This window comes from Herbaspirillum sp. CF444, assembly GCF_000282135.1.
Lineage (GTDB): Bacteria > Pseudomonadota > Gammaproteobacteria > Burkholderiales > Burkholderiaceae_D > Herbaspirillum.
The window spans coordinates 160,622-185,083 of the sequence record NZ_AKJW01000061.1 but is presented as its reverse complement, the minus strand read 5'-3'; the positions used below and the strand labels follow the sequence as shown (position 1 = coordinate 185,083).

Annotated in this window: 23 protein-coding genes; 10 read left to right on the top strand and 13 right to left on the bottom strand. The window is 60.3% G+C overall.

Features of this window, described 5'->3' with window-relative positions:
- Positions 1 to 98: 98 nt before the first annotated feature.
- From thiL to PMI16_RS13680, 3 genes are all read left to right on the top strand, one after another.
- Entirely contained in the window at positions 99 to 1,064 is a 966-nt protein-coding gene (gene thiL / locus PMI16_RS13690) for a thiamine-phosphate kinase (protein ID WP_007880430.1), read from the top strand.
- Positions 1,061 to 1,597 carry a phosphatidylglycerophosphatase A family protein gene (locus PMI16_RS13685; RefSeq protein ID WP_007880428.1) on the top strand — a complete coding sequence of 179 codons (537 nt, stop codon included), beginning with the start codon at positions 1,061 to 1,063 and terminating at the stop codon, positions 1,595 to 1,597. The genes thiL and PMI16_RS13685 overlap by 4 nt, the downstream gene beginning before the upstream one ends.
- A 91-nt stretch (positions 1,598 to 1,688) precedes the next feature.
- Complete coding sequence (locus PMI16_RS13680; RefSeq protein WP_007880426.1) at positions 1,689 to 2,168, top strand: CinA family protein; 480 nt, start codon at positions 1,689 to 1,691, stop codon at positions 2,166 to 2,168.
- A 96-nt stretch (positions 2,169 to 2,264) separates the two neighbouring features.
- On the opposite strand, the gene pyrF is transcribed toward PMI16_RS13680, so the two are convergent.
- Positions 2,265 to 3,083, bottom strand: coding sequence for an orotidine-5'-phosphate decarboxylase (gene pyrF, locus PMI16_RS13675; RefSeq protein WP_034380545.1), 819 nt, complete (start codon positions 3,081 to 3,083; stop codon positions 2,265 to 2,267).
- A 163-nt stretch (positions 3,084 to 3,246) separates the two neighbouring features.
- Between pyrF and PMI16_RS13670 the strand changes: the two genes are divergently transcribed.
- The 3 genes from PMI16_RS13670 to PMI16_RS13660 are packed head-to-tail and all read left to right on the top strand — an operon-like array spanning position 3,247 to position 5,197.
- Entirely contained in the window at positions 3,247 to 3,840 is a 594-nt protein-coding gene (locus PMI16_RS13670; RefSeq protein ID WP_007880423.1) for a LemA family protein, read from the top strand.
- An 8-nt stretch (positions 3,841 to 3,848) separates the two neighbouring features.
- Positions 3,849 to 4,697, top strand: coding sequence for a TPM domain-containing protein (locus tag PMI16_RS13665; protein WP_007880421.1), 849 nt, complete (start codon positions 3,849 to 3,851; stop codon positions 4,695 to 4,697).
- Complete coding sequence (locus tag PMI16_RS13660) at positions 4,697 to 5,197, top strand: TPM domain-containing protein (protein WP_007880419.1); 501 nt, start codon at positions 4,697 to 4,699, stop codon at positions 5,195 to 5,197. Before PMI16_RS13665 ends, PMI16_RS13660 begins: the two co-directional genes overlap by 1 nt.
- Positions 5,198 to 5,249: 52 nt before the next feature.
- Here PMI16_RS13660 and dacB read toward each other — a convergent pair whose 3' ends face one another.
- Complete coding sequence (gene dacB, locus PMI16_RS13655) at positions 5,250 to 6,683, bottom strand: D-alanyl-D-alanine carboxypeptidase/D-alanyl-D-alanine endopeptidase (RefSeq protein WP_007880417.1); 1,434 nt, start codon at positions 6,681 to 6,683, stop codon at positions 5,250 to 5,252.
- Positions 6,684 to 6,926: 243 nt separating this feature from the next.
- Between dacB and PMI16_RS13650 the strand changes: the two genes are divergently transcribed.
- Positions 6,927 to 8,072: a diguanylate cyclase gene (locus PMI16_RS13650; protein WP_007880413.1), complete on the top strand. Its 1,146-nt coding sequence runs from the start codon at positions 6,927 to 6,929 to the stop codon at positions 8,070 to 8,072.
- A 206-nt stretch (positions 8,073 to 8,278) separates the two neighbouring features.
- Here PMI16_RS13650 and PMI16_RS13645 read toward each other — a convergent pair whose 3' ends face one another.
- Positions 8,279 to 8,461, bottom strand: coding sequence for a hypothetical protein (locus PMI16_RS13645; RefSeq protein WP_007880411.1), 183 nt, complete (start codon positions 8,459 to 8,461; stop codon positions 8,279 to 8,281).
- A 771-nt stretch (positions 8,462 to 9,232) separates the two neighbouring features.
- Here PMI16_RS13645 and mgtA point away from each other — a divergent pair.
- A complete protein-coding gene (gene mgtA / locus PMI16_RS13640) occupies positions 9,233 to 11,995 on the top strand; it encodes a magnesium-translocating P-type ATPase (RefSeq protein WP_007880407.1) in 2,763 nt (920 codons plus the stop codon).
- 79 nt (positions 11,996 to 12,074) lie between these two features.
- Here the strand turns inward: mgtA and PMI16_RS13635 are convergent, their stop codons facing one another.
- The 5 genes from PMI16_RS13635 to PMI16_RS13615 form a co-directional block, all read right to left on the bottom strand.
- Positions 12,075 to 12,725 carry a DUF1345 domain-containing protein gene (locus PMI16_RS13635; RefSeq protein WP_007880406.1) on the bottom strand — a complete coding sequence of 217 codons (651 nt, stop codon included), beginning with the start codon at positions 12,723 to 12,725 and terminating at the stop codon, positions 12,075 to 12,077.
- Positions 12,726 to 12,786: 61 nt separating this feature from the next.
- Positions 12,787 to 13,257, bottom strand: coding sequence for a SecDF P1 head subdomain-containing protein (locus tag PMI16_RS13630; RefSeq protein ID WP_007880400.1), 471 nt, complete (start codon positions 13,255 to 13,257; stop codon positions 12,787 to 12,789).
- Positions 13,257 to 13,475, bottom strand: coding sequence for a hypothetical protein (locus tag PMI16_RS13625; RefSeq protein ID WP_007880397.1), 219 nt, complete (start codon positions 13,473 to 13,475; stop codon positions 13,257 to 13,259). Before PMI16_RS13625 ends, PMI16_RS13630 begins: the two co-directional genes overlap by 1 nt.
- 121 nt (positions 13,476 to 13,596) lie before the next feature.
- Positions 13,597 to 14,958 (bottom strand): sensor histidine kinase, encoded by a 1,362-nt coding sequence (locus PMI16_RS13620; protein WP_007880396.1) that lies wholly within the window; start codon positions 14,956 to 14,958, stop codon positions 13,597 to 13,599.
- 44 nt (positions 14,959 to 15,002) lie between these two features.
- The gene (locus PMI16_RS13615) at positions 15,003 to 15,671 is read right to left on the bottom strand and encodes a response regulator transcription factor (protein WP_007880395.1); all 669 of its coding nucleotides are present in this window, start codon (positions 15,669 to 15,671) and stop codon (positions 15,003 to 15,005) included.
- A 355-nt stretch (positions 15,672 to 16,026) separates the two neighbouring features.
- Between PMI16_RS13615 and PMI16_RS13610 the strand changes: the two genes are divergently transcribed.
- On the top strand, positions 16,027 to 18,237 hold the full coding sequence (locus tag PMI16_RS13610) for a TonB-dependent receptor (protein ID WP_007880394.1): 2,211 nt from the start codon (positions 16,027 to 16,029) through the stop codon (positions 18,235 to 18,237).
- A 27-nt stretch (positions 18,238 to 18,264) separates the two neighbouring features.
- Positions 18,265 to 18,951, top strand: a complete 687-nt coding sequence (locus PMI16_RS13605) for a Fe2+-dependent dioxygenase (protein WP_007880393.1) — start codon at positions 18,265 to 18,267, stop codon at positions 18,949 to 18,951.
- Between the two features lie 35 nt (positions 18,952 to 18,986).
- On the opposite strand, the gene mdtD is transcribed toward PMI16_RS13605, so the two are convergent.
- The 5 genes from mdtD to PMI16_RS13580 form a co-directional block, all read right to left on the bottom strand.
- Complete coding sequence (mdtD, locus tag PMI16_RS13600) at positions 18,987 to 20,354, bottom strand: multidrug transporter subunit MdtD (protein ID WP_007880391.1); 1,368 nt, start codon at positions 20,352 to 20,354, stop codon at positions 18,987 to 18,989.
- Between the two features lie 101 nt (positions 20,355 to 20,455).
- The gene (locus PMI16_RS13595; protein ID WP_007880389.1) at positions 20,456 to 21,310 is read right to left on the bottom strand and encodes an ABC transporter permease; all 855 of its coding nucleotides are present in this window, start codon (positions 21,308 to 21,310) and stop codon (positions 20,456 to 20,458) included.
- Between the two features lie 62 nt (positions 21,311 to 21,372).
- Complete coding sequence (locus tag PMI16_RS13590; protein WP_007880387.1) at positions 21,373 to 22,194, bottom strand: ABC transporter ATP-binding protein; 822 nt, start codon at positions 22,192 to 22,194, stop codon at positions 21,373 to 21,375.
- 116 nt (positions 22,195 to 22,310) lie between these two features.
- Positions 22,311 to 23,324, bottom strand: coding sequence for an ABC transporter substrate-binding protein (locus PMI16_RS13585; protein ID WP_007880385.1), 1,014 nt, complete (start codon positions 23,322 to 23,324; stop codon positions 22,311 to 22,313).
- Between the two features lie 76 nt (positions 23,325 to 23,400).
- A complete protein-coding gene (locus PMI16_RS13580; RefSeq protein ID WP_007880383.1) occupies positions 23,401 to 24,447 on the bottom strand; it encodes an ABC transporter substrate-binding protein in 1,047 nt (348 codons plus the stop codon).
- Positions 24,448 to 24,462 lie beyond the last annotated feature (15 nt).

The following is a 24,462-nucleotide window of genomic DNA, read 5'->3' as shown; positions in this document are numbered from 1 at the left end:
GCAAAACTGCCGCCAACATGGTCATACCAATCAATTCTCCGAAGAATTACCGTGATTAATTGCGAGAGTTTGATGACGCATTCGTTACAATCACGCCCATGCTCTCCGAATTTGAACTCATCTCCCGTTATTTCACGCGTCCATCCGCGCCGGACAGCCGTGCCGCGCTCGGCGTCGGCGACGACTGCGCCCTGCTCACGCCTGCGCCCGGCATGCAACTGGCCGTGTCGACCGACATGCTGGTCGAGGGCCGCCATTTCTTTCCGCATGCCGATCCGTATGCGCTGGGACACAAATGCCTGGCCGTCAATTTGTCCGATCTGGCGGCCATGGGCGCGCAGCCGATCGCTTTCACGCTGGCGTTCTCGCTGCCGGAGGCGCGCGAAGACTGGCTCGAACCGTTCTCGCGCGGCCTGCTGAAACTCGCCGACGAACACGGTTGCGAGCTGATCGGCGGCGATACGACCAAGGGACCGCTCAACATCAGCATCACCGTATTCGGGGAAATCCCCTTCACGCAGGCCCTGCGCCGCGACGCGGCAAAAAACGGCGACGATATATGGATCTCCGGCACGCTCGGCGATGCGCGCCTGGCGCTGGCGGCCTATCGCCACGAACTGACGCTGTCCGCGGAAGCACACCATACTGCGGCGCAACGCATGCATCAGCCGACCCCGCGTATCGCACTCGGCATGGCGCTGCGTGGCATCGCCCACGCCGCCATCGATATTTCGGACGGCCTGGCGGGCGACCTCGGGCACATCCTTGAACGCTCCCGCGTCGGCGCGCGTCTCGACGCCGACGCCCTGCCGCCCGGCGCCATCCTGAAGCAGCAAGCGCAAGACCTGCGCCGCCGCTTCACGCTCTGCGGCGGCGACGACTATGAACTCTGCTTCACCGCACCGCAAAGCCGCCGCGAACAAGTCCTGGCCGCGGCCGAAAAAACCGGCACCGAGGTCACCCGCGTCGGCGCCATCGAAGCGTTGCCGGGACTGCGCCTGGTGGATGCCGGCGGCGAGCCGCTGGATCTTGCTCTGACTTCTTTCGACCATTTCACTTCATGACAACAACAATAGAACCGGGCCGCAAGGCGCAACTCAACAAATCGGTACGACCGACGGCGCGCTTCATGCTGGCGCATCCGGCGCACTGGCTGGCGCAAGGCTTCGGCAGCGGTTTGTCGCCGATCATGCCCGGCACCTCCGGCACCTTGTTCGCGTGGCTGGCGTATGCGGTGCTGAGCGTACGCTGGCCGGCCGTCTTCACGCCGCTGACATGGCTGATCATCATCGGCGTCGGCTTCGTCGTCGGCGTCTGGGCTTGCCAGCGCACCGGCCGCGATCTCGGCGCACCGGACCATGGCAGCATGGTGTGGGATGAAATCATCGCCTTCTGGCTGGTGCTGGTGTTGCTGACGCCGGCCGATCTGGCGACGCAATGCTGGGCTTTCGCCTGGTTCCGTTTTTTCGACATGGTCAAGCCGCCGCCGATTGCTTATTTCGATCGCCGCTTCAAAGGCGGCTTCGGCGTGATGTGGGATGACATCGTCGCGGCCTTCTATACATTATTGGTCTTCGCCTTCTGGCGCTCCATGTAAATCGCCCGCAACAAGAGTATGCTTGACGCATGGGAGCCGCCTCTCATCACACGTTGACCACCACCCGCAAACAACGAAGGATGACATCAACATGGACACCTCGACAGACCTCGCCGCACGCGTGGGCCAAGCGCTCAAAGCCAGGAAGTTGTTGCTCTCGACCGCCGAATCCTGCACCGGCGGCGGCGTTGCACAAGCCATTACGGAAATCGCCGGATCGTCGGAATGGTTCGACTGCGGTTTCGTGACCTATTCCAACGTATCGAAAAATGAATTGCTGGATATTTCGGAAGCGCTGATCGCGCAGCACGGCGCCGTCAGCGAAGAAATCGCCGCGGCCATGGCCGAGGGCGCGATCGCCAACAGCAGCTCCGATGTCGCCGTCTCCACCACCGGCATTGCCGGCCCCGGCGGCGCGGTGCCCGGCAAACCCGTCGGCACCGTCTGCTTCGGCTGGAAAGTCGGCGACCAGACTTTCACCGAACGCCTGGTATTCGTCGGCGACCGCCGGGCGGTGCGCGAACAGGCTGTCGTCCATTCGCTGCAAGGTCTGCTGCGCCTGCTGACCTGAGCTGATATCCGGACGTAAAAAAGAGCCGCGGCGAGGTAATCGCGGCGGCTCTTTTTATTTCTGCCGATGATCTTATTGCCTATCGTTTATTCCAACTCAACGATACTGATTGATCGCATCGCGCGTTTCCAGCGCGACGCGGCGTGCGGCGGCTGCGTAATCTTCGCCTTCTTCCGGTTTAGCGTACAGGATCGCGCGCGACGAATTGATCATCATGCCGGCGCCGCCAGCCGTTTTGCCGGACTTGACGGTCGCCGCCACGTCGCCGCCCTGCGCGCCGACACCCGGCACCAGCAGAGGCATGTCGCCGATGATGCTGCGCACCTGCGCCAGTTCTTCCGGGAAAGTGGCGCCGACCACCAGGCCGCACTGGCCGTTGGTGTTCCATTTGTCCGCCACCAGACGCGCCACGTGCTGATACAGCGGCACGCCGTCGACATTCAGGAATTGCAGATCGGAACCGCCGGCGTTGGACGTGCGGCACAATACGATGGCGCCGCGATCCTTCCATTCGAGATACGGCGCCACCGAGTCGAAACCCATGTATGGGCTCACCGTCACTGCATGCGCGCCATAGCGTTCGAAGGCTTCGCGCGCATATTGCTCGGCGGTAGCGCCGATGTCGCCGCGCTTGGCATCCAGCACGATAGGGATATGCGGATAACGGGTGCGGATGTAGTTGCAGATTTCTTCCAGCTGGTCTTCGGCACGCAAGGCGGCGAAGTACGCGATCTGCGGCTTGAACGAGCACGCCACGTCCGCGGTGGCGTCGATGATGCCCTTGCAGAACGCCAGGATCGCGTCCGGCCGGTTCTTCCATTGCGCCGGAAATTTGGCGATATCCGGGTCCAGGCCGACGCACAGCAGAGAATTGTTGGCCTTCCACGCAGCGGATAATTTGTCGATAAATGTCACGGTCAACCTTAATACTTTAGTATGCAAAGATGCGACATTGTAACGTGGTCGCATCGAAAACCCTGTATTTGGCGCATCGTCGGGTGCAATTTCACGGCAGTGCTTGACGCCCATCCAAGGACTGAGCACAGTAGCGAATGTTTTAATTTCCGAGAGAAATACGATGAAAAAATGGTTCGCATGGCTGGCTATCGCCGCTTCCGTATTGACCCTGAGCAGCTGCGGCTACAACGACTTCCAGGCCAAGGATGAAGCCACCAAGGCCGCCTGGGGAGAGGTCGTCAACCAATACCAGCGCCGCGCCGACCTGATTCCCAATCTCGTCAATACCGTCAAGGGCTATGCCGCGCACGAGAAAGACACGCTGGAAGCCGTGACCAAGGCCCGCGCCGCCGCCACCAGCTTCCAGATCACGCCGGAAGTGCTGAACAATCCCGAAGCCTTCAATAAATTCCAACAGGTGCAGGGCGAATTGTCGTCGGCCTTGTCGCGCCTGATGGCGGTATCGGAAAACTATCCGCAACTCAAGGCCGACACCAGCTTCCGCGACCTGCAGTCGCAACTGGAAGGCACGGAAAACCGCATCACCGTGGCGCGCCAGCGCTACATCGCCTCGGTGCAGGAGTACAACGTACTGGCGCGCAGTTTCCCGACCAACATCACCGCCAAGATTTTCAGCTATCCGGTCAAGCCGTCCTTCACGGTTGAGAACGAAAAGGCGATCTCCACCGCGCCTGCCGTCAACTTCGGCAAATAAGCTGTCCCATGCCGTCTTTTCGCGCCCTTCCGGCGTTCTTCCTGGGCATCCTGCTCGCCGGCTTCCTGCAACTCGCCGGCGCGCAGGATTTTGTCGCCGTCCCGGCGCCGAGCTCGCACGTGATCGATCAGGCGCACATGCTGCAAGAGCAGCAACGCAGCGCCCTCGATCAGGTGCTCGCCGAATATGAGACGCGCACCGGCAGCCAGATCGCCGTCCTGCTGATCTCCAGCACCGCGCCGGAAGCCATCGAGCAATACGGAATCCGCGTCGCCGACGCCTGGAAACTCGGGCGCAAAGGCATCGACGACGGCGTCATCCTGATTGTCGCCAAAGACAATCCCAAGGGGCTGCGCCGCCTGCGCATCGAAGCCGGACGCGGCGTGCAGGGCAGCCTCACGGACGCAAAATCGAAACGCATACTGGAAGACGTGATCGCCCCGCACTTCCGCCAGAACGACTATTACGGCGGCCTTGCAGCGGGCGTTTCTGCACTGACCAGTTTGCTGGATGAAGAGCACCTGCCGGCGGCGGAAAAGGCAAAGCAGGCTGCCACGCAAGACGACAATAGCTGGCTAGGCCTGATCGTCATCGTCGTCTTCCTGGCGATCTTCTTCGGCGTGCTCCTGTTCGTGCGCCGCCGTCCTCGCAACAGCCTCAGCAGCAACGACTGGGGACACACCGCGGGCGTCATCATCGGCAGCATCCTGAGCGACGCCATCCAGAGCCGTGGCGGCCGCAGCGGCGGTTTCAGCAGCGGAGGAAGTTTCGGCGGCGGATCAGGCGGCAGCTCGGGCGGTGGATTTTCGGGCGGCGGCGGCAGTTTTGACGGCGGCGGCGCCTCGGGAGACTGGTAATGGCTAAATTCAATCGCCTGCTCAAGCATCTCGGTGCGACACGCAGCCATGCGCGCAGCCTGTTTCCCCGTTCAACGCTGCAAGCCGTGCAAGCCTGCATCGCCGCCGGCGAAAAACAGCATCGCGCAGAAATCCGCCTGATCGTCGAAGCGGCCTTGCCGCTGACCGCCGTCTTGCGCGGCGAGTCCGCGCGCGCACGTGCGCACGAACTGTTTTCACACTACCGGATATGGGATACGGAAGAAAACTGCGGCATCCTGATCTACATCAATGTCGCCGATCACAAGGTCGAAATCCTGCCCGACCGCAGCGTCGGCAAGGCGCTCAAACGCGACGACTGGTATGCGGTGTGCCAGACCATGACGCGCGGCTTTGCCGGCAAGAATTATCATGACAGCCTCCTGCAGGCATTAACACAACTCAACACCTTGCTTGGCGAACATTTCCCCGATCAGGACAAGCACAAGAACCAGTTGTCCGACCGACCGCTGATACTCTGACCGATAAAAATTATCGTCCTCTTTCTCAGCGAATGAGGGCGGCGCAACTGTCCTAGCCTTTCTCAAACACCCATTGCAACAGTGCATCCTGCGCGGCCTGGCCGAACGGTGCATTAGGGTGATTGATCAGGCACACCACGACATACATCTTCCCCGACGACGCCTGCACGAAGCCGGCGACCGAACGCACATCGTTGAGCGAACCGGTCTTGATGTGCGCCTGCCCCGCCACGCCCTCGCTGCGCAAGCGCTTGCGCATGGTGCCGTCATAACCGACCAGCGGCATGGAAGCGATGTATTCCGGCATCACCGGCGAATGGAAGGCCGCCACCAGCACCTGCCCCAGCGTGTTCGGCGCCACGCGCTCGTTGCGCGACAAGCCGGCACCGTTTTCGATCACCAGTTCATCGGCGCCGATGCCTTTGCCGGACAGCCAGCTCCGGATCGCGCGCGCGCCGCGCTCGGTGCTGCCCGGCGCCTGCGACGCCTGCGCGCCGATCGTCAGCAGAAGCTGGCGCGCCATGACGTTGTTGCTGTACTTGTTGATGTCGCGGATGACTTCCGGCACCGCCGGCGACTGCCATTCCGCGAACAGGCGCGCGGCGGGCGCCACGTTGCCCGGCATGACCTTGCCGGAAATGGTGCCGCCGAGCTCGCCCCACATCTGGCGCAGCACGCCGCCGAAATACTGGCCGGCGCTCATGCGGTAAGGATGGACGTACCAGACCTTTTCCCCGCAGGCTGCGGAGTAGCTGCCGTTGAAGGCCGCCGCAGCGACGCCGACGTCGGCTTGCAGCTTGCCTTGCCAGTCGCCGCAGACGGCATCCTTCGACAACCTCGGCGCCTGCAAGGCATAACCGGAAAGCGGCGGTTCCATCGTCACGCTGACTTGCCCGGTGGTCTCATCGGGGAGAAAGCGCAAGGCGATGGTTTTGTAATTCAACAGCAAGGCATCCGGGCCGACGTTGTACGGCTTTTGCGGATCGCCGTCGAACTGCGCGGGGTCGTAGGCGTTTTCTTCAAACGCGCTGCGATCGAGCACGACGTTGCCGCGAATGTCGCGCACGCCCTTGGCGCGGATCTGGCGCAAGAACATCCAGAAATTTTCCATCACCAGCTTGGGATCGCCGCTGCCCTTGATGCCGAGATCGCCCATCAGCACGCCGCCATTGAGTGTGCCGTCGACATAGGCCTGGGTCTTCCAGTTGAAGGTCGGCCCCAGCAACTCCAGCGCGGCATCGGTGGTGATCAGCTTCATCACCGATGCCGGATTGAAAGGGGCGGCGGCGTTGTAGGCCAGCATGGGGCGCGCGGCGTCCACTTCCTGCACGAAGACGCCGACGTTTTTTGCGGGAATTTTCGCTTGCTTGAGCGCATTGTTCATGGCGAGCGGCAATTCCTGCGCCGTCGCCTGGGAGATCGTTGCCACGCTGCACACGGCAGCGATGAGGAATGCAAGGGGCCGGAATTCTTTAAAAATCTGCATGACACGCCAATCGAAGAGGAACCGGCATTATAAGTCTGTCTATATGCATATTTATGTGTACATTCCGCCGCCCCATTCTGGTGAATCGCCGACTTATGTTGTAACCTAGCCATATTGGCTTAATGCAAGTTACGTAACCGCTTCATTCTTTGTTACGCCGTGGCACTGCTGATCGGCCTGCCGGTGAGACTACCCTGCTCTACTCCTTGATTCTTTTATCGCTGCCGAAAAACCTTGCTCACCATGCCCTCGCCCAAACCCCGCTCCCGAAGCGACAAATCGCGCGCGCGAACGGCATCGTTTTTTTCGTTCAAACGGGCCCGGCGCGCTTTCGGCGATTCCCCTTCGCCGGAGGAGCTGATCGGCAAAGGCGTGCGCTTCGTCAAACGCATCTACGTACTGCGCGTCATCGGCTTGTCGATCGGCTTCTTCTGCGTCGCCGCCGGCTTCCTGCAAAACCCGGTCGGCTGGCCGCTGTGGGTGCTGCTGGCGTTCCACGGCTACATCTGGCCGCACCTGGCCTATCGCGTTGCGCTCAACAGCAAGATTCCCTATCGCACCGAGCGCCTGAATCTGGTTGCCGACACCGGATTCGGCGGCTTCTGGATCGTCGCCATGCACGGCAACCTGGTGCCGAGCGCGGTGATCCTGGCCATGCTGTCGATGGACAATATCGCCGCCGGCGGCACCAGGCTGTTCCTGCGCGGTTTGCTGGGCAGCGTGTTCGGCGCCTTGATCGGTCTGCTGTTGCTCGATTTCCGATTTGCGCCGGAGGCCGATCTGTACACCGTCGTCGCCTGCCTGCCGATGCTGGCGCTGTATCCGCTGGCGCTCGGCAAGTCGACCTACGACATGTCGAAAAAACTGGCGGAGCGTTCGCGCGAGTTCGAAACCGTCAGCCAGCGCGACGGCCTCACCGGCCTGCTCAACCGACGCTACTGGGAATCGCTGCTCATCGCAGAGTTCGATGCCTGCCATGAAAAGAAGCGCAGCTCATGCCTGCTATTGCTCGACATCGATCACTTCAAGACCATCAACGATACGCATGGCCATCTGATCGGCGACGAAGTGCTGAAGAATTTTGCCCGGTTGCTGAATGAAAACCTGCGCGCGGACGATCTCATCGGGCGCTATGGCGGCGAGGAATTCGTGGTGATCCTGCAAGACATCAGCCTGAGAGAAGCGGAGGTCCTTGCCGCACGCCTGATAGAACAAGTGCGCCGGCATCGCGGTGCGGAAAACATGCTGTGGGGCTGCACGATCAGTGCCGGGCTGGTGAGTTTTCACAGCGAGATGGAGGCGCATTACTCCTGGCTGCAACGCGCCGATCATGCGATGTACCAGGCCAAGGATCGCGGACGCGATTGCCTGGTCGTGGAAGGCTGCTAGAACTCATTTCATCAATAAGCGTGAGATGCGTTCTAAATAAAAAGGCCGCCGCGTCATCTTAGGAATGACGCAACGGCCTCGGAAATCAAAGGTGGAACGCCCGACGAGTCTGTGGAGTCGATTTATGCAAATACGCACTCCCTCCGGCGTCCCAGCCACCGTCGCAGATCGGATATTGATCCACAGCGAACGAGCAAGAAAGCTCGTTAAATTAGCACTGGCAGTACCTCCAGCACTAAAAGCGCAATCAACGCCCCACCCAGGGCGCCGATCCCACGCAATACCGTCCTCACAAATTTCGACGCTACCGGCACTTCGCCAAACAACACCAACCCGGCAAACGCCATCGGCAAAAAGAACATGAGATTATTCGTGACGATATTCGGCATGATTTTTGTCTCCTGCATGTTTTCTTTATGTTTTGAGTATAGAACGCGCGCCGCATAAAACAAGGACAGTTTCGAGGCGGTGCGTCCCGCAGTGCACAACCGGGGTCGGAGCCGGACCGATCGGCGGATCAACCGGATCGGCCTGATTGTTGTTAAATGGCCTTGACCATGCCGAAAGCCCGGGGGTAGAATCCGCCGGTTCTTATTTTATGGAGTCCCTTTCATGGGCACTTGTTCGAGTGACAGTTGTTGCCGGGAAATTACCCGGCCCGGCTCGGCAAGATAACGCGGGACTTCCTCCTGCCGTCATCTTGCATGAGCAGATGATGGCATCCGGCATCCGCCGCTTCAGGCGCATGCCTTCACCACCAGACAACACAGACTGACGCGCCGCCATGCGGGCGCGGCAATGGCTTTTTCCGTCGTTGCCGATCCCGTGGCGCGGCCCTTTCCCGACATGGCGCGCTTTTGCTCTTCCTGCGCTTACGGAAAGAATCCGTTTACAACCGGTTTTCACCGGTGTGGACGAGCCATGCCGTCACCAGAACAGATGTCGACGAAAGCGGCTTCGCAACCTTACCTGCGGAGTCCTTATGCCCTGTCTACTTCCGAATTGATGGCTTCTCTGCCATCGCTGTCATCAATATGTCAGGAGGATTCGTTACAGTTTGACGCCTTCTCATTTTTCCCCTTCGATGACTGCACGAACCGGACTTCCGCGCGCTGTCCGGCCCAGTACTGCAAACTATTGCAAAGAAAAAGAGCTTCATCATGAATCTGGATCTGTTGAAAGAAACCTTCGCAAGCTTCGTCCGTGCACGCGGCATGGATCGCCACTTCCGCCGCCTCGGCGTGGACATGTTCCGCAGCTCGCCGACCACCAGGGAAGTGCCCCAAACCCTGGCGCAAAGCCTGGTGAGCGCCTCCCAGACCGAACTGTCCGAACTGCTGAAAAAACTGCACACGCGTGCAGACGGTCTGACCGAACAGGAATCCGACGCCATTCGCGCCGAAGTCGGCCCCAATGAAGTCGAACACGAAAAACCGCTGACCTGGTGGGTCCATCTGTGGCATTGCTACAAGAATCCGTTCAATCTGCTGCTGACGGTGCTCGCCGCGGTGTCGTACTACACCGAAGACATGAAGGCCGCCATCGTGATCGGCACCATGGTGGTGGTATCGACGCTGATGCGCTTCGTGCAGGAATCGCGTTCCAACACTGCCGCCGACAAGCTCAAGGAAATGGTCAGCAATACCGCGACCGTGAGCCGCCACGACGTCGTCGCCGACATCGCCGAAGAAGCCCAGCGCTACTTCGACGTCACGCTGCACCCCAAGGGCGCCAAGCGCATCGAACTGCCGATCAAAAAGCTGGTGCCGGGCGACATCGTGCAATTGTCCGCCGGCGACATGATCCCGGCCGACCTGCGCCTGCTGTCCGCCAAAGACTTGTTCATCAGCCAGGCCGCCATGACCGGCGAGTCGCTGCCGGTGGAAAAATTCGCCGAGCATCGCGGCTCCGACGCCAGCAACCCGCTGGAACTGGACAACCTCTGCTTCATGGGCACCAACGTGGTCAGCGGCTCGGCCACCGCCGTTGTCCTGACCACCGGCAAGCGCACTTATTTCGGCGCGCTGGCCGAGCGCGTCACCGCCACCGACCGCACGCCGACGGCTTTCCAGTCGGGCGTCAACAAGGTCAGCTGGCTGCTGATCCGTTTCATGCTGGTGATGACGCCGATCGTGTTCTTCATCAACGGCTTCACCAAGGGCGACTGGGTCGAAGCCTTCCTGTTCGGCCTGTCGATCGCCGTCGGCCTGACGCCGGAAATGCTGCCGATGATCGTCACCTCGACGCTGGCCAAGGGTGCCGTTGCCCTGTCGCGCAAGAAGGTCATCGTCAAGCGTCTGGACGCGATCCAGAACTTCGGCGCCATGGACGTGCTGTGCACCGACAAGACCGGTACGCTGACGCAGGACAAGATCTTCCTGGAACGTCATACCGGCATCCTCGGCGAGCCCAACGACGAAGTCCTGCAATACGCCTATCTGAACAGTTTCTACCAGACCGGTCTGAAAAACCTGCTCGACGTCGCCGTGCTGGAACATGCCGAACTGCAACGCGAAATGTCGATCGCCTCGGCTTACCGCAAGGTCGACGAAATCCCGTTCGACTTCCAGCGCCGCCGCATGTCGGTGGTGGTCAGCGAACGCGAAGACCACCATGAGCTGATCTGCAAAGGCGCCGTCGAAGAAATCGTCTCGATCTGTACCCATGCGCGCAACAACGGCGAGATCGTGCCGTTCACGCCGGAACTGCTGGCCGAGATCAAGGAAACCACCGCCAGCCTGAATTCCGAAGGTTTGCGCGTGGTGGCCGTCGCCGCCAAGGACCTGCCGCCGACCAAGGAAACCTATAGCGTCGCCGACGAATCCGACCTGGTGCTGATCGGTTACATCGCCTTCCTCGATCCGCCGAAGGAATCGACCGAACCGGCCCTGACCGCATTGCGCGAACACGGCGTCACCGTCAAGATCCTGACCGGCGACAACGAACTGGTCACCGCCAAGATCTGCCGCGAAGTCGGACTCGAAGTCGAAGGCATGCTGCTCGGCTCGCACGTGGAAAAGATGAGCGACGAAGAGTTGTCCGTCGCCGTCGAGAAGACCACCGTCTTCGCCAAGCTCAGCCCGACCCACAAGGAACGCATCGTGCGCGTGCTGCACGACAAGGGCCACGTGGTCGGTTTCATGGGCGACGGCATCAACGATGCGCCTGCATTGCGCGCCGCCGACATCGGCATCTCGGTCGATACGGCAGTCGACATCGCCAAGGAAGCCGCCGACCTGATCCTGCTCGAGAAGAGCCTGATGGTGCTGGAAGAAGGCGTGCTGGAAGGCCGCAAGACCTTCGCCAACATGCTCAAGTACATCAAGATGACGGCCAGCTCCAACTTCGGCAACGTCTTTTCGGTGCTGGTGGCGAGCGCCTTCCTGCCCTTCCTGCCGATGCTGCCTTTGCATCTGCTGGTGCAGAACCTGCTGTACGACGTGTCGCAGATTTCCATCCCGTTCGACAACGTCGACAAGGAATTCCTCGAGAAGCCGCAGCGCTGGAACCCGGGCGAAATCGGCCGCTTCATGGTGTTCTTCGGTCCGATCAGCTCGATCTTCGACATCAGCACGTTTGCCTTGATGTGGTACATCTTCGGCGCCAATTCGCCGGATCATCAAACCTTGTTCCAGTCGGGCTGGTTCATCGAAGGCCTGCTGTCGCAAACGCTGATCGTGCACATGATCCGCACCAAGCGCATCCCGTTCATCCAGAGCCGCGCCTCGTGGCCGCTGATGGGCATGACGCTGATCATCATGTGCATCGGCATCATCCTGCCGATGTCGCCGCTGGCCAGCTACTTCAAGCTGCAGGCGCTGCCGCTGAGCTACTTCCCATGGCTGCTGGCGATCCTGATCGCTTACGGCGCGCTGATCCAGCTGATGAAGAAGTGGTACACCCGCCGCTACGGCTGGCAATAAGCCGCTGAGAAGTTAAAGACGTAAAAAAGGGATGTGTGCAAACACATCCCTTTTTACTTTATATGCTCGATGCTTCCGATTAACTGGTCAGGCTCGCCGCGATATTGATCGACAAACCCAGAATCGCCGCATTGAACAAAAAGCCGATCACCGAATGCGCCAGCACGGTCTTGCGCAACGCGCGCGTCCCGACGCACACGTCGGAGGTCTGCACCGCGACGCTGATGGTGAAAGAAAAATAAAGGAAGTCCCAGTAGTCGGGATTTTTTTCACCGTCGGCGAAACGCAAAGGCGGCTCGGCATCATCGTCTTCGCCGTAGAACAAGCGCGCGTAATGCAAGGTGAAGATGGTGCCGATCAAAAACCAGGATCCCAATACGGTGCCGCCGGTAAAGGCGTAACGCAGCAACTTGTGCTCGCCCAGATGCGATGCGCCGGCCAGTTCGACGATGATGGCGGCAAGGCTGGCGATGGCCGCCACGCACACCATGACCAGCACCAGTTGCGCGCTCTCGTCTTCGGTCTCGGCCAACCGTTTGACCTCCGCCGCCTTGGCGCCGAGCATCATGAACCAGATCGACAGCAGATAGCACAAGACGCCGGCGTTCCAGCCGACCAGCAGACGCGTGATGGTCTCGCCCGCAGGCCACAGCAGAAACCCCGACACGCCGATGACGACGGCAACCAACAGACGCGGATGAACCTGGACGATATGACGGGCAACGGACATGGCGGGAACGAGTAGTTGAGTTGCCGCCACCTTACCATGTCTTTTGCGGCGGTTTGCGACATCACTTCCCGGGCGCGATGCCTTCCGCCGCTTGCTGCGCCTCTTCGAAGGATTTGAAGCCGGTGATGGCAAAACGATTGCCGCTGAGCGGCGCCGACACCACCGGCGCCGTCAGCACTTCGCCATTGATCATCACCGCCATGCGCTGCCGCAGCAGCACACGCGAAGCCGAGCCCATGCGGATGGTGCCGGCAGGCGTCATCTGGATGATCACCAGGACCTGCCCGCCGAGATCTTTCCTGGCGTTGGCCTGGGCCACGTCGGCATTGTCCAGCAGCACTTCCGGCGCGATATAGACCGTGGTGCCGGGATCGTCGAGCAAGTTGGCTTTTTGCCAATCCGGACTCTCTGTCAGGCTGGCGGCGCGGATCTCAAACCGCGTCGATTGGGAATAGCCGGTGGCACAGGCAGCGAGGCCGGCGCACAAGATGCCTGTGCCGACGATCTTTTTCACATGAGAAATAAATATCATCAGAACTCATGCTCCTTCAGGGCGCGTTCGGCGCGTTGCCTGGCATTGTCGAGTGCTTCCTGCTCGGAACCGAACAAGCCGGCGGGGATATAAGTTTCCGCAAGCTCCGGTTCACGCGTCAGCCGCACGAACACTTGCGCTTCAAACACATCGCCGTCTTTTTTCACGGCGTCGAAACGCGCGATATGCGTACCGCTTTGTAGGACTTGCTCCGTCATAAAACCTCCATCGATGTCGATACAGGAATTGGACAGAGGCATCTCGAACTGGTTCGAGTCAATTGGCCCAAGCGGTGGAAATGAAAAAGCACGATACGGCGCAAAGCCGCCAGGCTTCAACTCAAACGCCGTGGGGAAAACGTACCGTAAAGACCGTGCCGCGGTCTTCATCGCCCGACGTCAGCGTGATTTCGCCGCCATGATCCTTGGCGATGTCGCGCACGATCGCCAGGCCGAGACCGCTGCCGGAGATCTTGTCGTTGACCCGGTAAAAACGATCGAAGATCAGCTCGCGATGTTCCGGCGCGATGCCGGGGCCGGAGTCTTCGACGGTCAGCAGCGTGGCATCTTCCTGTTCGCGGCAACTGACGGTCACGGTGCTCTGCGGCGGCGAATAGCGCACGGCGTTGTCGACCAGGTTGTCGATCAGGTCGCGCAGCATGAAACGATCGCCCTTCACGCGCGCCGGCTGCAGGTCGAAGCCGAGGTCGATCTGCTTCTTGTCGGCCTGCTCGATGAAATGCTGCACCGATTCTTCCACCAGTTTGTCGAGCGAAAGTTCTTCCAGGTGCGTCGGTTTGAAACGGCTCGGTTCGGCGCGCGCCAGCGCCAGCAACTGATTGCTCTGGCGGACCATGCGCTCCACCGACGACGTCATCAGCTCGGTCGAATGCGCCGTTTCCGGCTCGTTGGCATGGCGCTGCTGCAGCCACTCCAGCTGCAGGCGCAAACCGGTCAGCGGCGTGCGGATCTGATGCGCCACGTTGGCCAGGAAATTCTGCTGCGCCGTGGCGCCTTTACGGATATTGTCGAGCAGGCTGTTGATCGCCCTGACCACCGGCGTCAATTCTTCCGTCGTTTGCGCGACGTCGATCGGCGTCAGGTTGTCGCGATTGCGCTGGTCGAGATTCTGTTGCAATTCGCGCAACGGGTGCAATCCCTTGTTGACCGCCACCAGCACGATGACGATGGAGAACGCCGTCAGCACGCCGTCGAGCAGCAACAGAGAAATCAGGATGACGTAGTGCGTCTGGTTGCGCTTGCGGAAGGTCTCGGCGATGCCGATGTAGACCGGCGTGCGCTCGATGCTCACGTACAGGGCGGCGATGCGGACCTGTTCGCCGTTCATGATGCCGTCGTAGGTCACCGGCTCATTGGGTTCGGCAATCTGATTGACCGCAGGAAAATTATGATCGCCGGCCAGCGTGTCGCCGCTGGCGTCGCGCACCACGAAATACATGGTATCGAAATGATCCGAGCGCAGCATCTGCTCGGCTTGCTTGGTCAGCTCCAGCGACGTCTTGCCGCGCACGCGCTTGATCTGCGAGGTCAACGCCCAGGCCGCATCGGTAATACTTTGGTCGAAGGCATCCTGTGCCGGCAACCACGCCAGCCAATAGGTCAGGCCGGCGCCGATCAGATTGACCGCGAGCAGTGGCGCAATCAGCCATTTCAGCAGATTGAATTTAATGCTGTGGCGCATGACCTTATGGGTCGGATTGGAGGCAGGCGACCGACGCATTAAAATCAGGCGTCGCTTTTTTCCAGCATATAGCCGAAGCCGCGTATCGTGCGAATCGCCACGCCCGAACCTGCGGTCTTGGTGCGGATGCGCGAAACATAGACTTCCACCGCATTGAGCGTCACGTCCTCGCCCCAGGGCAAGACGGCGTCGATGATCTGCTGTTTGGAGACCACGCGCGAAGCCTGCTGCATGAGGTATTCCAGCACGGTCCATTCTCGCACCGAGAAATCGACCTTCTTGCCGTCGATGGTGGCGCGCTTGGACGACGTGTCGAGCGACAGGCCGCCGATCGTCAGTTGCGTCGGCTGGGGGCTGCTGCGACGGATCAGCGCCTTGATGCGCGCGACCAGTTCCGGCGTGGCGAAAGGTTTGACCAGATAGTCGTCGGCGCCCAGTTCGAGTCCGTGCACGCGGTCGGGAATCGTATCGCGCGCCGTCAGCAGCAGCACCGGCATGTTGCTTCCGCGCGCGCGCAGACGGCGCACCACTTCGAAGCCGTCCAGGCCCGGCAAGCCGATATCGAGCACCAGCACCGTGGCCGTATAGCGCTGCAACAACGCATCGGCGTCGGTGCCGTTATTGACCGTGTTGACGCTCAGACCATGCGATTTGAGCATGCGCGAGAGACCATCCGCCAACACCAGGTCGTCTTCTACCAGCAGAACATTCATATATCAGGACCAGATTGAAGGTAAAACTGCAATGTGCAACAAGAAATCTTCCCCTCCTGCGAGCAACAGGGGGTTCGTATTGTAGCGCCCTGCTGCATGACTAAATTGCCACTCTATCGGATAGACAGCGCTTATTTGTGCCATTTTGACGACAGTCAGCAAATAGTCAGTTAATCGTCAGCAATTCGACAGACCAGGGTTTTAGTCTAGCGCTCACCGATCCGAAATGAGAATCGAAATCATCCGCAAGAAATGATAAAGATGCATTTTTGGACACATTTTAGCCAGCCAAACGAGACTTCCTCCGTCGTAGCCAGCCACCCCATTCCGTGACTAACCTAACGATAACGACCACATGAACCGTCTCACGCCGATCGCTGCCGCGCTTGTCGCGCTGTTTGCAGCTCCCATTTCCGTGCACGCGCAACAAACTTCCTCCTCCGCGCCGTCCTCTTCCCTGAAGGAAGTCGTGGTCGAAGGCCAGCGCGACGATTTCAACACCAACACCACGGTCATTACCAAGTTGCCTGCCGACCTGCACGATGTGCCGCAATCGGTGGTCGTCGTCAACAAGGCGCTGATGCAATCGCAGGGCGCGACTTCCCTGGCCGATGCGCTGCGCAATGTCTCCGGCATTACCTTGGGCGGCGCCGAAGGCGGCCAGATCGGCAACAACATCAATCTCAACGGTTTCTCGGCGCGTACCGATATCTACCTGGACGGTTTCCGCGACCGCGGCCAGTACTACCGCGACACCTTCGCCATGGATGAAATCGAAGTCCTGATGGGACCGTCGTCCATGCTGTTCGGCCGCGGTTCAACCGGCGGCGTGATCAATCAGGTCACCAAGAAGGCCAACCTGAAGGAAGCGACGGAGGTGTCCGCCTCCATCACGACCAACGGCCTGGTGCGCACTACCGCCGACTATAATCACCCGCTGTCCGAGACCTCTGCATTCCGCATCTCCGCCATGGCGCAAAGCGGTTCGGCAACGACTCGCGACCAGACCAATGTCCAGGACTTCGGCGTGGCGGCTTCCTATGTCCACGGCATCGGCACGTCCACCGAAGTCACCTTGTCGGCCCTGGTGCAGCATAACCACGACCAGCCTGACTATGGCTTGCCGGCGCTGAACGGTCATCCGGTCAACGTCAACCGCAGCACCGCTTACGGCCTCAATAGCGACCATACCGACCAGGACGTGGTATCGCTGAACGCCGGCATCAAGCACAAGATCACGCCTGACGTGACCGTACGCAACCAGACCCAGTTCAACTGGGTCCGCACCAGCGCCGTCGAAACAGCGCCAAACGCCATCGGCACCGTTTCCGGCACGGGCTTCACGGCACTGACCGGCAACACCAGCCTGCCGCTGTCGAGCCTGTACGTTCGCACGCAAAGCCACGACCGCAACATCCAGGACTACTCGATCTTCAACCAGACGGAACTGTCGGCCAAGGTCAACGCGCTGGGCTTCAAACATGACTTCCTGCTCGGCCTCGAAGTCGGCCATGATGGTTACGACAATCAGGCGTACTATCGCAATGGTTCTTGCAACGGCGTGGCGCTGACCGATGCGAGCACACCGACGACAGGCTACGCCGACTGCGTTTCCGTCGTGGATCCAACCTCCAGCACCAACGTCGTCAGCCAGGCGGGCAACCGCCAGGGCGGCAGCGCCAACACCATCGCAACCTATTTCAGCGATACGATGGAACTGAGCAAACAGTTCAAACTGGTCGGCGGCCTGCGCTTCGACCGCTATGTCGCCAGCATCACCAACTCGCTGAACTCGAGCAATACGCCTGCAGCTGCAAAGAACACCAACCTGGCCAGCGCCAACCAGACCGTCAACTTCCTTAGCGTGCGCGCCGGCGGCATCTGGCAACCAAGTGCAGCGCAATCGTATTACCTGTCCTACGGCACGTCGTTCAATCCTTCGCTGGAACAGTTGACAGGCACCACAGGCCAGCAAAACCTCGATCCGGAAAAGAACAAATCGTACGAGCTGGGCGGCAAGTGGGACGTGGCGGAAAATCTGTCGACCAATGCGGCAATCTTCCAGATCACCAAGGAAAATGCGCGCAGCCTGGTTTCCACCGGCGTGTATGAACTGCAAGGCACCGTCCGCGTCAGGGGCGCACGTGCGGGCGCGACCGGCCGCATCAACAAGCAATGGCAAGTGGCTGCCGGCTACACCTACCTGGATGCGCAGGTCCTCAGCGGCGCTGCGGGCGACACGGCGGTAGGCAAGATCCCGGTCAACACGCCGAAGCATACGCTGACCACCTGGACTACTTACGACGTCGTGCCGCATTGGCAAATCGGCGGCGGCGCGACTTACATGTCGCAACGCTACGCGAACGCAACCAATACGGTACAAGTCGGCGGCTACACTCGTTGGGACGCCACCGTCGCCTACACGCAGAAGCAATACGATATTCGTCTGAACCTCTTCAACCTGACGAACAAAATGTATTACGATGCGCTGATCCAGTCCGACGGCGGACGTTCGGTGCCGGGTACCGGCCGCACAGCCATGCTGTCCGTGAACTATCGTATGTAATCTGAAGCAAGAGAAAGAAATCCATCCATGCTGATCGCCATTCCCAAGCTGCTCGACGCGCAACAACTCAAGGCTGTATGTCAGCTTCTGGATCAGGCGGGACCGGCATGGGTGGATGGACGCGTGACGGCGGGCTATCAAGGCGCGCCCGTCAAGCACAACCAGCAAATCGATGAACGCTCGGACGTCGCCCTGCAATGCCAGCGCATCATCCTGTCCGCACTGGAACGCAACCCGCGCTTCATCAGCGCCGCCTTGCCGAACATGGTGTATCCGCCGATGTTCAACCGCTACAGCGAAGGCATGACCTTCGGCGCGCATGTCGACGGCAGCGTGCGCATCGACCCGCACAGCGGACGCAAGTTGCGTACCGATATTTCCGCCACGCTGTTCCTGTCCGATCCGGCCAGCTACGACGGCGGCGAATTGCAAGTCCACGATACCTATGGCATGCATACCGCCAAACTGGAAGCCGGCGACGTGCTGGTCTACCCTGCCACCAGCCTGCATCAGGTGACGCCCGTCACGCGCGGTGTACGCACGGCCTGTTTTTTCTGGGTGCAAAGCCTGGTGCGCGACGACGGTCAGCGCAGCATGCTGTTCGACATGGACAACGCCATCCAGACGCTCAACCAGACCAATGCCGATGAAGTGGCGCGACGCACGCTGGTCGGCTGCTATCACAACCTGCTGCGCCAATGGGGCGATACTTAATCGCTGCCCCGTTGGTCAGTTGAACTCAGTTGAACTCAGTTGAAATACTGCGCATCCATCCGCCGAAACACCAGCGCCGACAGCAAAGTCACCACGCCGACGCAAACGAAAGTCAGCGTAAAGCTCCACTCCCTCGCCCACGCCACGCCGTCGAGTCCGCTCAGCATCGACCCGGCAATGGTGACGCCCAAGCCCAGCGCCAGCATCTGCACCATCGAGAACAGGCTGTTGCCGCTGCCGGCATCCTTGCTGCTCAGTCCCTTGAGCGTCACGCTGTTCATCGCGGCGAACTGCATTGAGTTGCACACGCCGAAAATCGCCAGTTGCACGATGCCGACCCAGATCGGCCACGTCGGCGTGATCAGCGCGAACGAGACGATGGCGGCGCCGACCAGGATCGTATTCACCAGCAAGAAATTCTCATAGCCGAAGCGGCGCACCAGCGGCGCGATCCAGGGCTTGGCGATGGTCCCGGCAATCGCCGCAGGCAGCAGCACCAATCCGGCATGCAAGGGCGAAAAACCGAGCTTGACCTGCAACAGCAAGGGCAGCAAAAAAGGCACCGCCGACGAACCGATGCGGCATATCAGGTTGCCGACCAGGCCGACGCTGAAATTGGGTTCGTTGAACAAGCCCAGCCGGAACAGAGGCTGTTCGTCGCGACGCGCATGCATGACATATAGCCACACCGTCAACGCCGACAAAACAAACAAGCCCGCGCTCCACCATTCGCGATGCTCGCTCATCGGCACGTCCAGCGCCAGCGAGAACGTCACCATGCATGCCGACAGCAGGCCGCAACCGAGCATGTCGAAACGCGGCGGCGACGTGATTTCTTCCGCCGGCAGGAAGCGATGCACGGCAAACATGCCGATCACGCCGACCGGCACATTGATCAGAAAAATCCAGTGCCAGCCTATCGTCTGCGACAGCCATCCCCCCGTCACCGGTCCCACCACCGGACCCAGCTGCCCCGCAATCGAGATGAAAGCCAGCGCCGAAATATACTGCGCCCCCGGCACGCTGCGCAGCACCGCCAGGCGGCCGATCGGCAGCAGCATGGAACCGCCGACGCCCTGCACCACGCGCGCCAGCAGCAACTGCGACAACGAGTGGGCATTGGCGCACAGCAGCGAGCCGAGCACGAAAATCAGGATGGCGAGGAAATAGACGCGGCGCGTGCCGAAGCGGTCGGCCAGCCAGCCGGAAGCCGGCGTCAGCGACGCCATGGTCAACGTGTAGGAAACCACCACCGGGTGCATCGCCAGCACCGGCTCGCCGAGACTGGCGGCCATGGACGGCAATGCGGTGTTGACGATGGTGGTATCCAGCGTCTGCATGAAAAAGCCCGAAGCGACGATCCACAACAGGGCTTTTTGAGAACGGAGAGAGGTGAGGGACATGGAAGGCAATTTTATCGTCCCTCCCCGGGGCTTGCACAACTATCCGAATACAGTTCGGAGATTTACCGTCGGCAAGCCCGGAAGACGCGATCAGAACACAATCAGAACGCGGCAGGACGCCATTTCAGCAGGCGTTTTTCCAGCGAGGTCAGCAGATAGTCCGCCGCCAGCGCCACCACCGCCAGCACGATCATCGCCGCAAACACGCCGCTGGCGTTGAACGCGCCTTGCGCGGTGGAGATCAGCAGGCCGATGCCTTGCTTGGAGCCGAGGAACTCGCCCACCACCGCGCCGACCAGCGCGAAGCCGAAGCTCACGTGCAGGCTCGCCAGAATCCAGCTCAGCGCCGATGGAATCACCACCGCCGTCGTCACCTGACGCCGCGAAGCGCCGAGGATCTGCGCATTGGCGATCATGTAACGGTCGGCTTCACGCACGCCCTGGAAGGCATTGCCGAACACCACGAAGAACACCATCACCACCGCCAGCGCCACCTTGGACGCCATGCCCAGGCCCAGCGCGATCACGAAGATCGAACCCAGCACCACGCGCGGAATCGAGTTGGCGATCTGGATGTACAGGCTGAATACGTCCGACATCAGCTTGTTGCGGCCCAGCGCGATGCCGGCGATGATGCCCGCCACCGAACCGATCAGGAAGCCCAGCACGGTTTCTTCCAGCGTCACCATGACCTGCACCCACAACGGGCCTTGCGACGTACCTTCCATGATCCAGTCATAGATCTGGATCACGATCAGCGACGGCTGCGAGAAGAAGAACGGATCGATCCATTGCATCGTCGCGGACAATTCCCAGCCGCCGAGGATGATCACGAGAATCGCCAGGCGCAGTGAAATCACCAGCCAGTAGCGTTGTTTGATCTTGCGTTGCGCTTCGCGCTCGACTTCCGCGATCGCTTCCGGGCTCATGGCCCGGCTTGTATTTACTTGTGTCATGTTGCTCACCTGTGTTGTCGTTGTCTGGTGTAAGGAGCAGAAGATATTTCTGTCGGGAGTATTTACTTGATCTGTACTTCTTCACGCAGATCCGACCAGATCTTGCGCGAGATGTCGATGAAGCGTTGCTCGTAGCGCACCTCTTCCATCACGCGCGGGCGCGGCAGGTCGATCTGGTAGGTGCTCTTCAAGGTCGCCGGACGCGCGGTCAGCACGTAGACCTTGTCGGCCAGCGCAATCGCCTCTTCCAGGTCGTGGGTGACGAACACCACCGAACCGGAATGCGCCGACCACAGTTGCAGCAGCTCGTCCTGCATCAAGGTGCGGGTCTGCATGTCGAGCGCGCTGAACGGTTCGTCCATCAGCAGGATTTCGGGGCTGTTGATGAAAGTCTGGGCCAGCGCCACGCGCTTGCGCATGCCGCCCGACAGTTGATGCGGATAGTGGTCGCCGAACTTGTCGAGGCCGACGCGACGGATCCATTCGTTGGCCAGTTCATAGGCCTGCTCCTTCGGCTTGCCGCGAAACAACGGACCGGCGGCAACGTTGTCGCGCACGCTGCGCCAGGGGAACACGGCGTCGTTCTGGAACACGAAACCGATGCGCGGGTCGATGCCGTTGACCGGCTCGCCCATCACGCGCACCTCGCCGATGGTCGGTTTCAGCAGGCCGGTGATCAGGCTCAATGTGGTGGACTTGCCGCAACCGGTAGGCCCCACCACGGCGACGAATTCGCCGCGGGCGACGCTCATGGAAAAATCGCGCAAGGCGACGGTGACATTGCCGTCGGCGGTGATGAAACGGCACGATACGTTGTCCAGCTCGATGGCCGGCGTGTCGAGTTTGGCTGCTGCGGCTGGCTTGGCGGTGGCAGTTTGGTTCATGGAGGACTCTTTCATCGTAATAACGTCAATTGCTGCGTGCGAGCGAACCCGGCATATCCGTCCGGTTGAACGGATACGCCGATTCGCATCATTGGTGAAGCGAACTTTCTACAGTCTTACTTGACCAGATTCACAAACTCGTTGGTGTAGGTCTTGGACAAATCGATGTGCTTTCCCTTGACGTTCGGGTTGAAGCCCGACAGCACCGACAACACTGTTTCGGGACCGCCGACCGGCATCTTGCCGTCGGCCGAATACATCGGCAGCGAGTTTTCCAGCGCCTGGACATACAGCGCCTTGTTGTTGCCGTAGTAGTCCTTCGGCATCTTGTCGGCGATCTCGGTCGCGCTGTGGGTCTTGATGAACTTCAGCGTCTTGACGAAAGCACGCGCCAGCTTGGCGGCGTCATCCTTGTGACCGTTGAGCCAGTTGCGTTGCACATAGAGACTGGATGCCGGATACAAACCGCCCAGCGCCTTGACGGTACCGTCCACCGAACGCATGTCGACCAGCACCTTGGCTTCGCCGGTCTTGAGCATTTGCGACACGGTCGGCTCGGTCGTCATGCCGGCATCGATGCGGCCTTGCTTCATCGCGGCGATGAAGGTGTTGTCGGCGCCGACCGGCAGCACCGAGTATTCTTTGGACGTGATGCCATGGCGCGAGGCCAGGTATTGCGTCAGGAAGTTGGTCGAAGAACCGAGACCGGTCACGCCCAGCGTCTTGCCCTTGACGTCGGCCATGCTCTTGATCGATGCGGAAGCCTTGGTCGACACCAGTTCCACTTCGCCCGGCACCTGGCCGAAGATCACGATGGCGGTGATTTCCTTGCCCTTGCTTTGCAGGTCGATGGAGTGATCGTAGAAGCCGACCACGGCCTGCACTGCGCCGGCCAGCAATTCATTCTCGGCGTCGACGCCGGCCGGCTGCGATTGCAGCTCGACGTCCAGGCCTTCTTCCTTGAAGTAACCGAGTTGCTCGGCCAGCTTGGCCGGCAGGTAAACCATCTTGGTGATGCCGCCGACCATGATGGTGATCTTGCCGGCCGCGGCTGCCGTGCCCGGCAAGGCCATCATCGTGACGCCGGCGACGGCCAGTGAAATCAGTGTGCGGCGGATATTCTTGTTCATGGAGTTTCCTTGTTGGTATGCGCAATAGAAATGTTATTGGAAAATAGTGTTCGAGGCGTGATGAGCATGACAAGGATTACTTCACCTGATTGACGAATTCGTTGGTGTAGGTCTTGGACAAGTCGATTTTCTTGCCTCTGATGTTGGGATTGAACGCCGCCATCACCTTGAGCACCACCTCGGCGCCTTCCGGCGGCATTTTGCCGTCGGGCGAATACATCGGCAGCGACGCCTTCAACGCCTGCACGTACAGCTTCTTGTTGCCGCCGTAGTAGTCGGCCGGCATCTTGTCGGCGATCTCCTCTGCGCTGTGGGTCTGGATGTACTTCAAGGTCTTCACGAAAGCACGGGCCAGCTTCATTGCTTCGGCCTGATGCGTCTGCAGCCAGGCGCGCTGCACATAAACCGCCGACGCCGGATACAGACCGCCCAGGGCGGTGCGCGTGCCTTCGGCGCTGCTCATGTCGACCAGCACCTTGGCTTCGCCGCTGGCCAGCAGCATGGAGGTGGTCGGCTCGGTGGTCCAGACCACGTCCACGCGTTTTTGCTTGAGCGCGGCGATCAGCGTATTGCCTGCGCCGACCGGCAGCATCGAATAATCGCTGGTCTTGAGGCCGTTGCGACTGGCCAGGTATTGCGCCAGGAAGCTGGAAGAAGAACCCAGGCCGGTCACGCCGAGCGTACGGCCCTTGAGATCGGCCATGCTGCGCACCTGTGTCGCCAGATCGCTGCGCACCATCTCCATGCCGCCCGGCACCACCAGCAGTTGCGTAATGGACTGCACTTCCTTGCCCTTGCTTTGCAAGTCAATGGAGTGATCGTAGTAGCCGACCACCGCCTGCACCGCGCCGGCCAACAATTCATTTTCGGCGTCGACGCCGGCTTGCTGCGACTGCAGTTCGACGTCCAGGCCTTCCGCCTTGAAGTAACCGAGGTTTTCCGCCAGCTTGGGCGGGAGATAGATCAGTTTGTTGATGCCGCCGACCATGATGGTGATCTTGTTGTCGGCAGCTTGCGCCGTCGGCACTGCCGTTGCATTGATCAATAAGGCGGAAGCGATGACTCCTGATACGCCTGCGGCGCGGGTGCATACGTTGGCAAACACATTGAAGCGTTGACGCATTATGATGTCTCCTGG

What these genes read in the sequence shown, in the direction of transcription:
- thiL (WP_007880430.1), top strand. Translation starts at nt 99, where the DNA reads ATGCTCTCCGAATTTGAACTCATCTCCCGTTATTTCACGCGTCCATCC.
- PMI16_RS13685 (WP_007880428.1), top strand. Translation starts at nt 1,061, where the DNA reads ATGACAACAACAATAGAACCGGGCCGCAAGGCGCAACTCAACAAATCG.
- PMI16_RS13680 (WP_007880426.1), top strand. Translation starts at nt 1,689, where the DNA reads ATGGACACCTCGACAGACCTCGCCGCACGCGTGGGCCAAGCGCTCAAA.
- PMI16_RS13670 (WP_007880423.1), top strand. Translation starts at nt 3,247, where the DNA reads ATGAAAAAATGGTTCGCATGGCTGGCTATCGCCGCTTCCGTATTGACC.
- PMI16_RS13665 (WP_007880421.1), top strand. Translation starts at nt 3,849, where the DNA reads ATGCCGTCTTTTCGCGCCCTTCCGGCGTTCTTCCTGGGCATCCTGCTC.
- PMI16_RS13660 (WP_007880419.1), top strand. Translation starts at nt 4,697, where the DNA reads ATGGCTAAATTCAATCGCCTGCTCAAGCATCTCGGTGCGACACGCAGC.
- dacB (WP_007880417.1), bottom strand. Translation starts at nt 6,683, where the DNA reads ATGCAGATTTTTAAAGAATTCCGGCCCCTTGCATTCCTCATCGCTGCC.
- PMI16_RS13650 (WP_007880413.1), top strand. Translation starts at nt 6,927, where the DNA reads ATGCCCTCGCCCAAACCCCGCTCCCGAAGCGACAAATCGCGCGCGCGA.
- PMI16_RS13645 (WP_007880411.1), bottom strand. Translation starts at nt 8,461, where the DNA reads ATGCCGAATATCGTCACGAATAATCTCATGTTCTTTTTGCCGATGGCG.
- mgtA (WP_007880407.1), top strand. Translation starts at nt 9,233, where the DNA reads ATGAATCTGGATCTGTTGAAAGAAACCTTCGCAAGCTTCGTCCGTGCA.
- PMI16_RS13635 (WP_007880406.1), bottom strand. Translation starts at nt 12,725, where the DNA reads ATGTCCGTTGCCCGTCATATCGTCCAGGTTCATCCGCGTCTGTTGGTT.
- PMI16_RS13630 (WP_007880400.1), bottom strand. Translation starts at nt 13,257, where the DNA reads ATGATATTTATTTCTCATGTGAAAAAGATCGTCGGCACAGGCATCTTG.
- PMI16_RS13625 (WP_007880397.1), bottom strand. Translation starts at nt 13,475, where the DNA reads ATGACGGAGCAAGTCCTACAAAGCGGTACGCATATCGCGCGTTTCGAC.
- PMI16_RS13620 (WP_007880396.1), bottom strand. Translation starts at nt 14,958, where the DNA reads ATGCGCCACAGCATTAAATTCAATCTGCTGAAATGGCTGATTGCGCCA.
- PMI16_RS13615 (WP_007880395.1), bottom strand. Translation starts at nt 15,671, where the DNA reads ATGAATGTTCTGCTGGTAGAAGACGACCTGGTGTTGGCGGATGGTCTC.
- PMI16_RS13610 (WP_007880394.1), top strand. Translation starts at nt 16,027, where the DNA reads ATGAACCGTCTCACGCCGATCGCTGCCGCGCTTGTCGCGCTGTTTGCA.
- PMI16_RS13605 (WP_007880393.1), top strand. Translation starts at nt 18,265, where the DNA reads ATGCTGATCGCCATTCCCAAGCTGCTCGACGCGCAACAACTCAAGGCT.
- mdtD (WP_007880391.1), bottom strand. Translation starts at nt 20,354, where the DNA reads ATGTCCCTCACCTCTCTCCGTTCTCAAAAAGCCCTGTTGTGGATCGTC.
- PMI16_RS13595 (WP_007880389.1), bottom strand. Translation starts at nt 21,310, where the DNA reads ATGACACAAGTAAATACAAGCCGGGCCATGAGCCCGGAAGCGATCGCG.
- PMI16_RS13590 (WP_007880387.1), bottom strand. Translation starts at nt 22,194, where the DNA reads ATGAACCAAACTGCCACCGCCAAGCCAGCCGCAGCAGCCAAACTCGAC.
- PMI16_RS13585 (WP_007880385.1), bottom strand. Translation starts at nt 23,324, where the DNA reads ATGAACAAGAATATCCGCCGCACACTGATTTCACTGGCCGTCGCCGGC.
- PMI16_RS13580 (WP_007880383.1), bottom strand. Translation starts at nt 24,447, where the DNA reads ATGCGTCAACGCTTCAATGTGTTTGCCAACGTATGCACCCGCGCCGCA.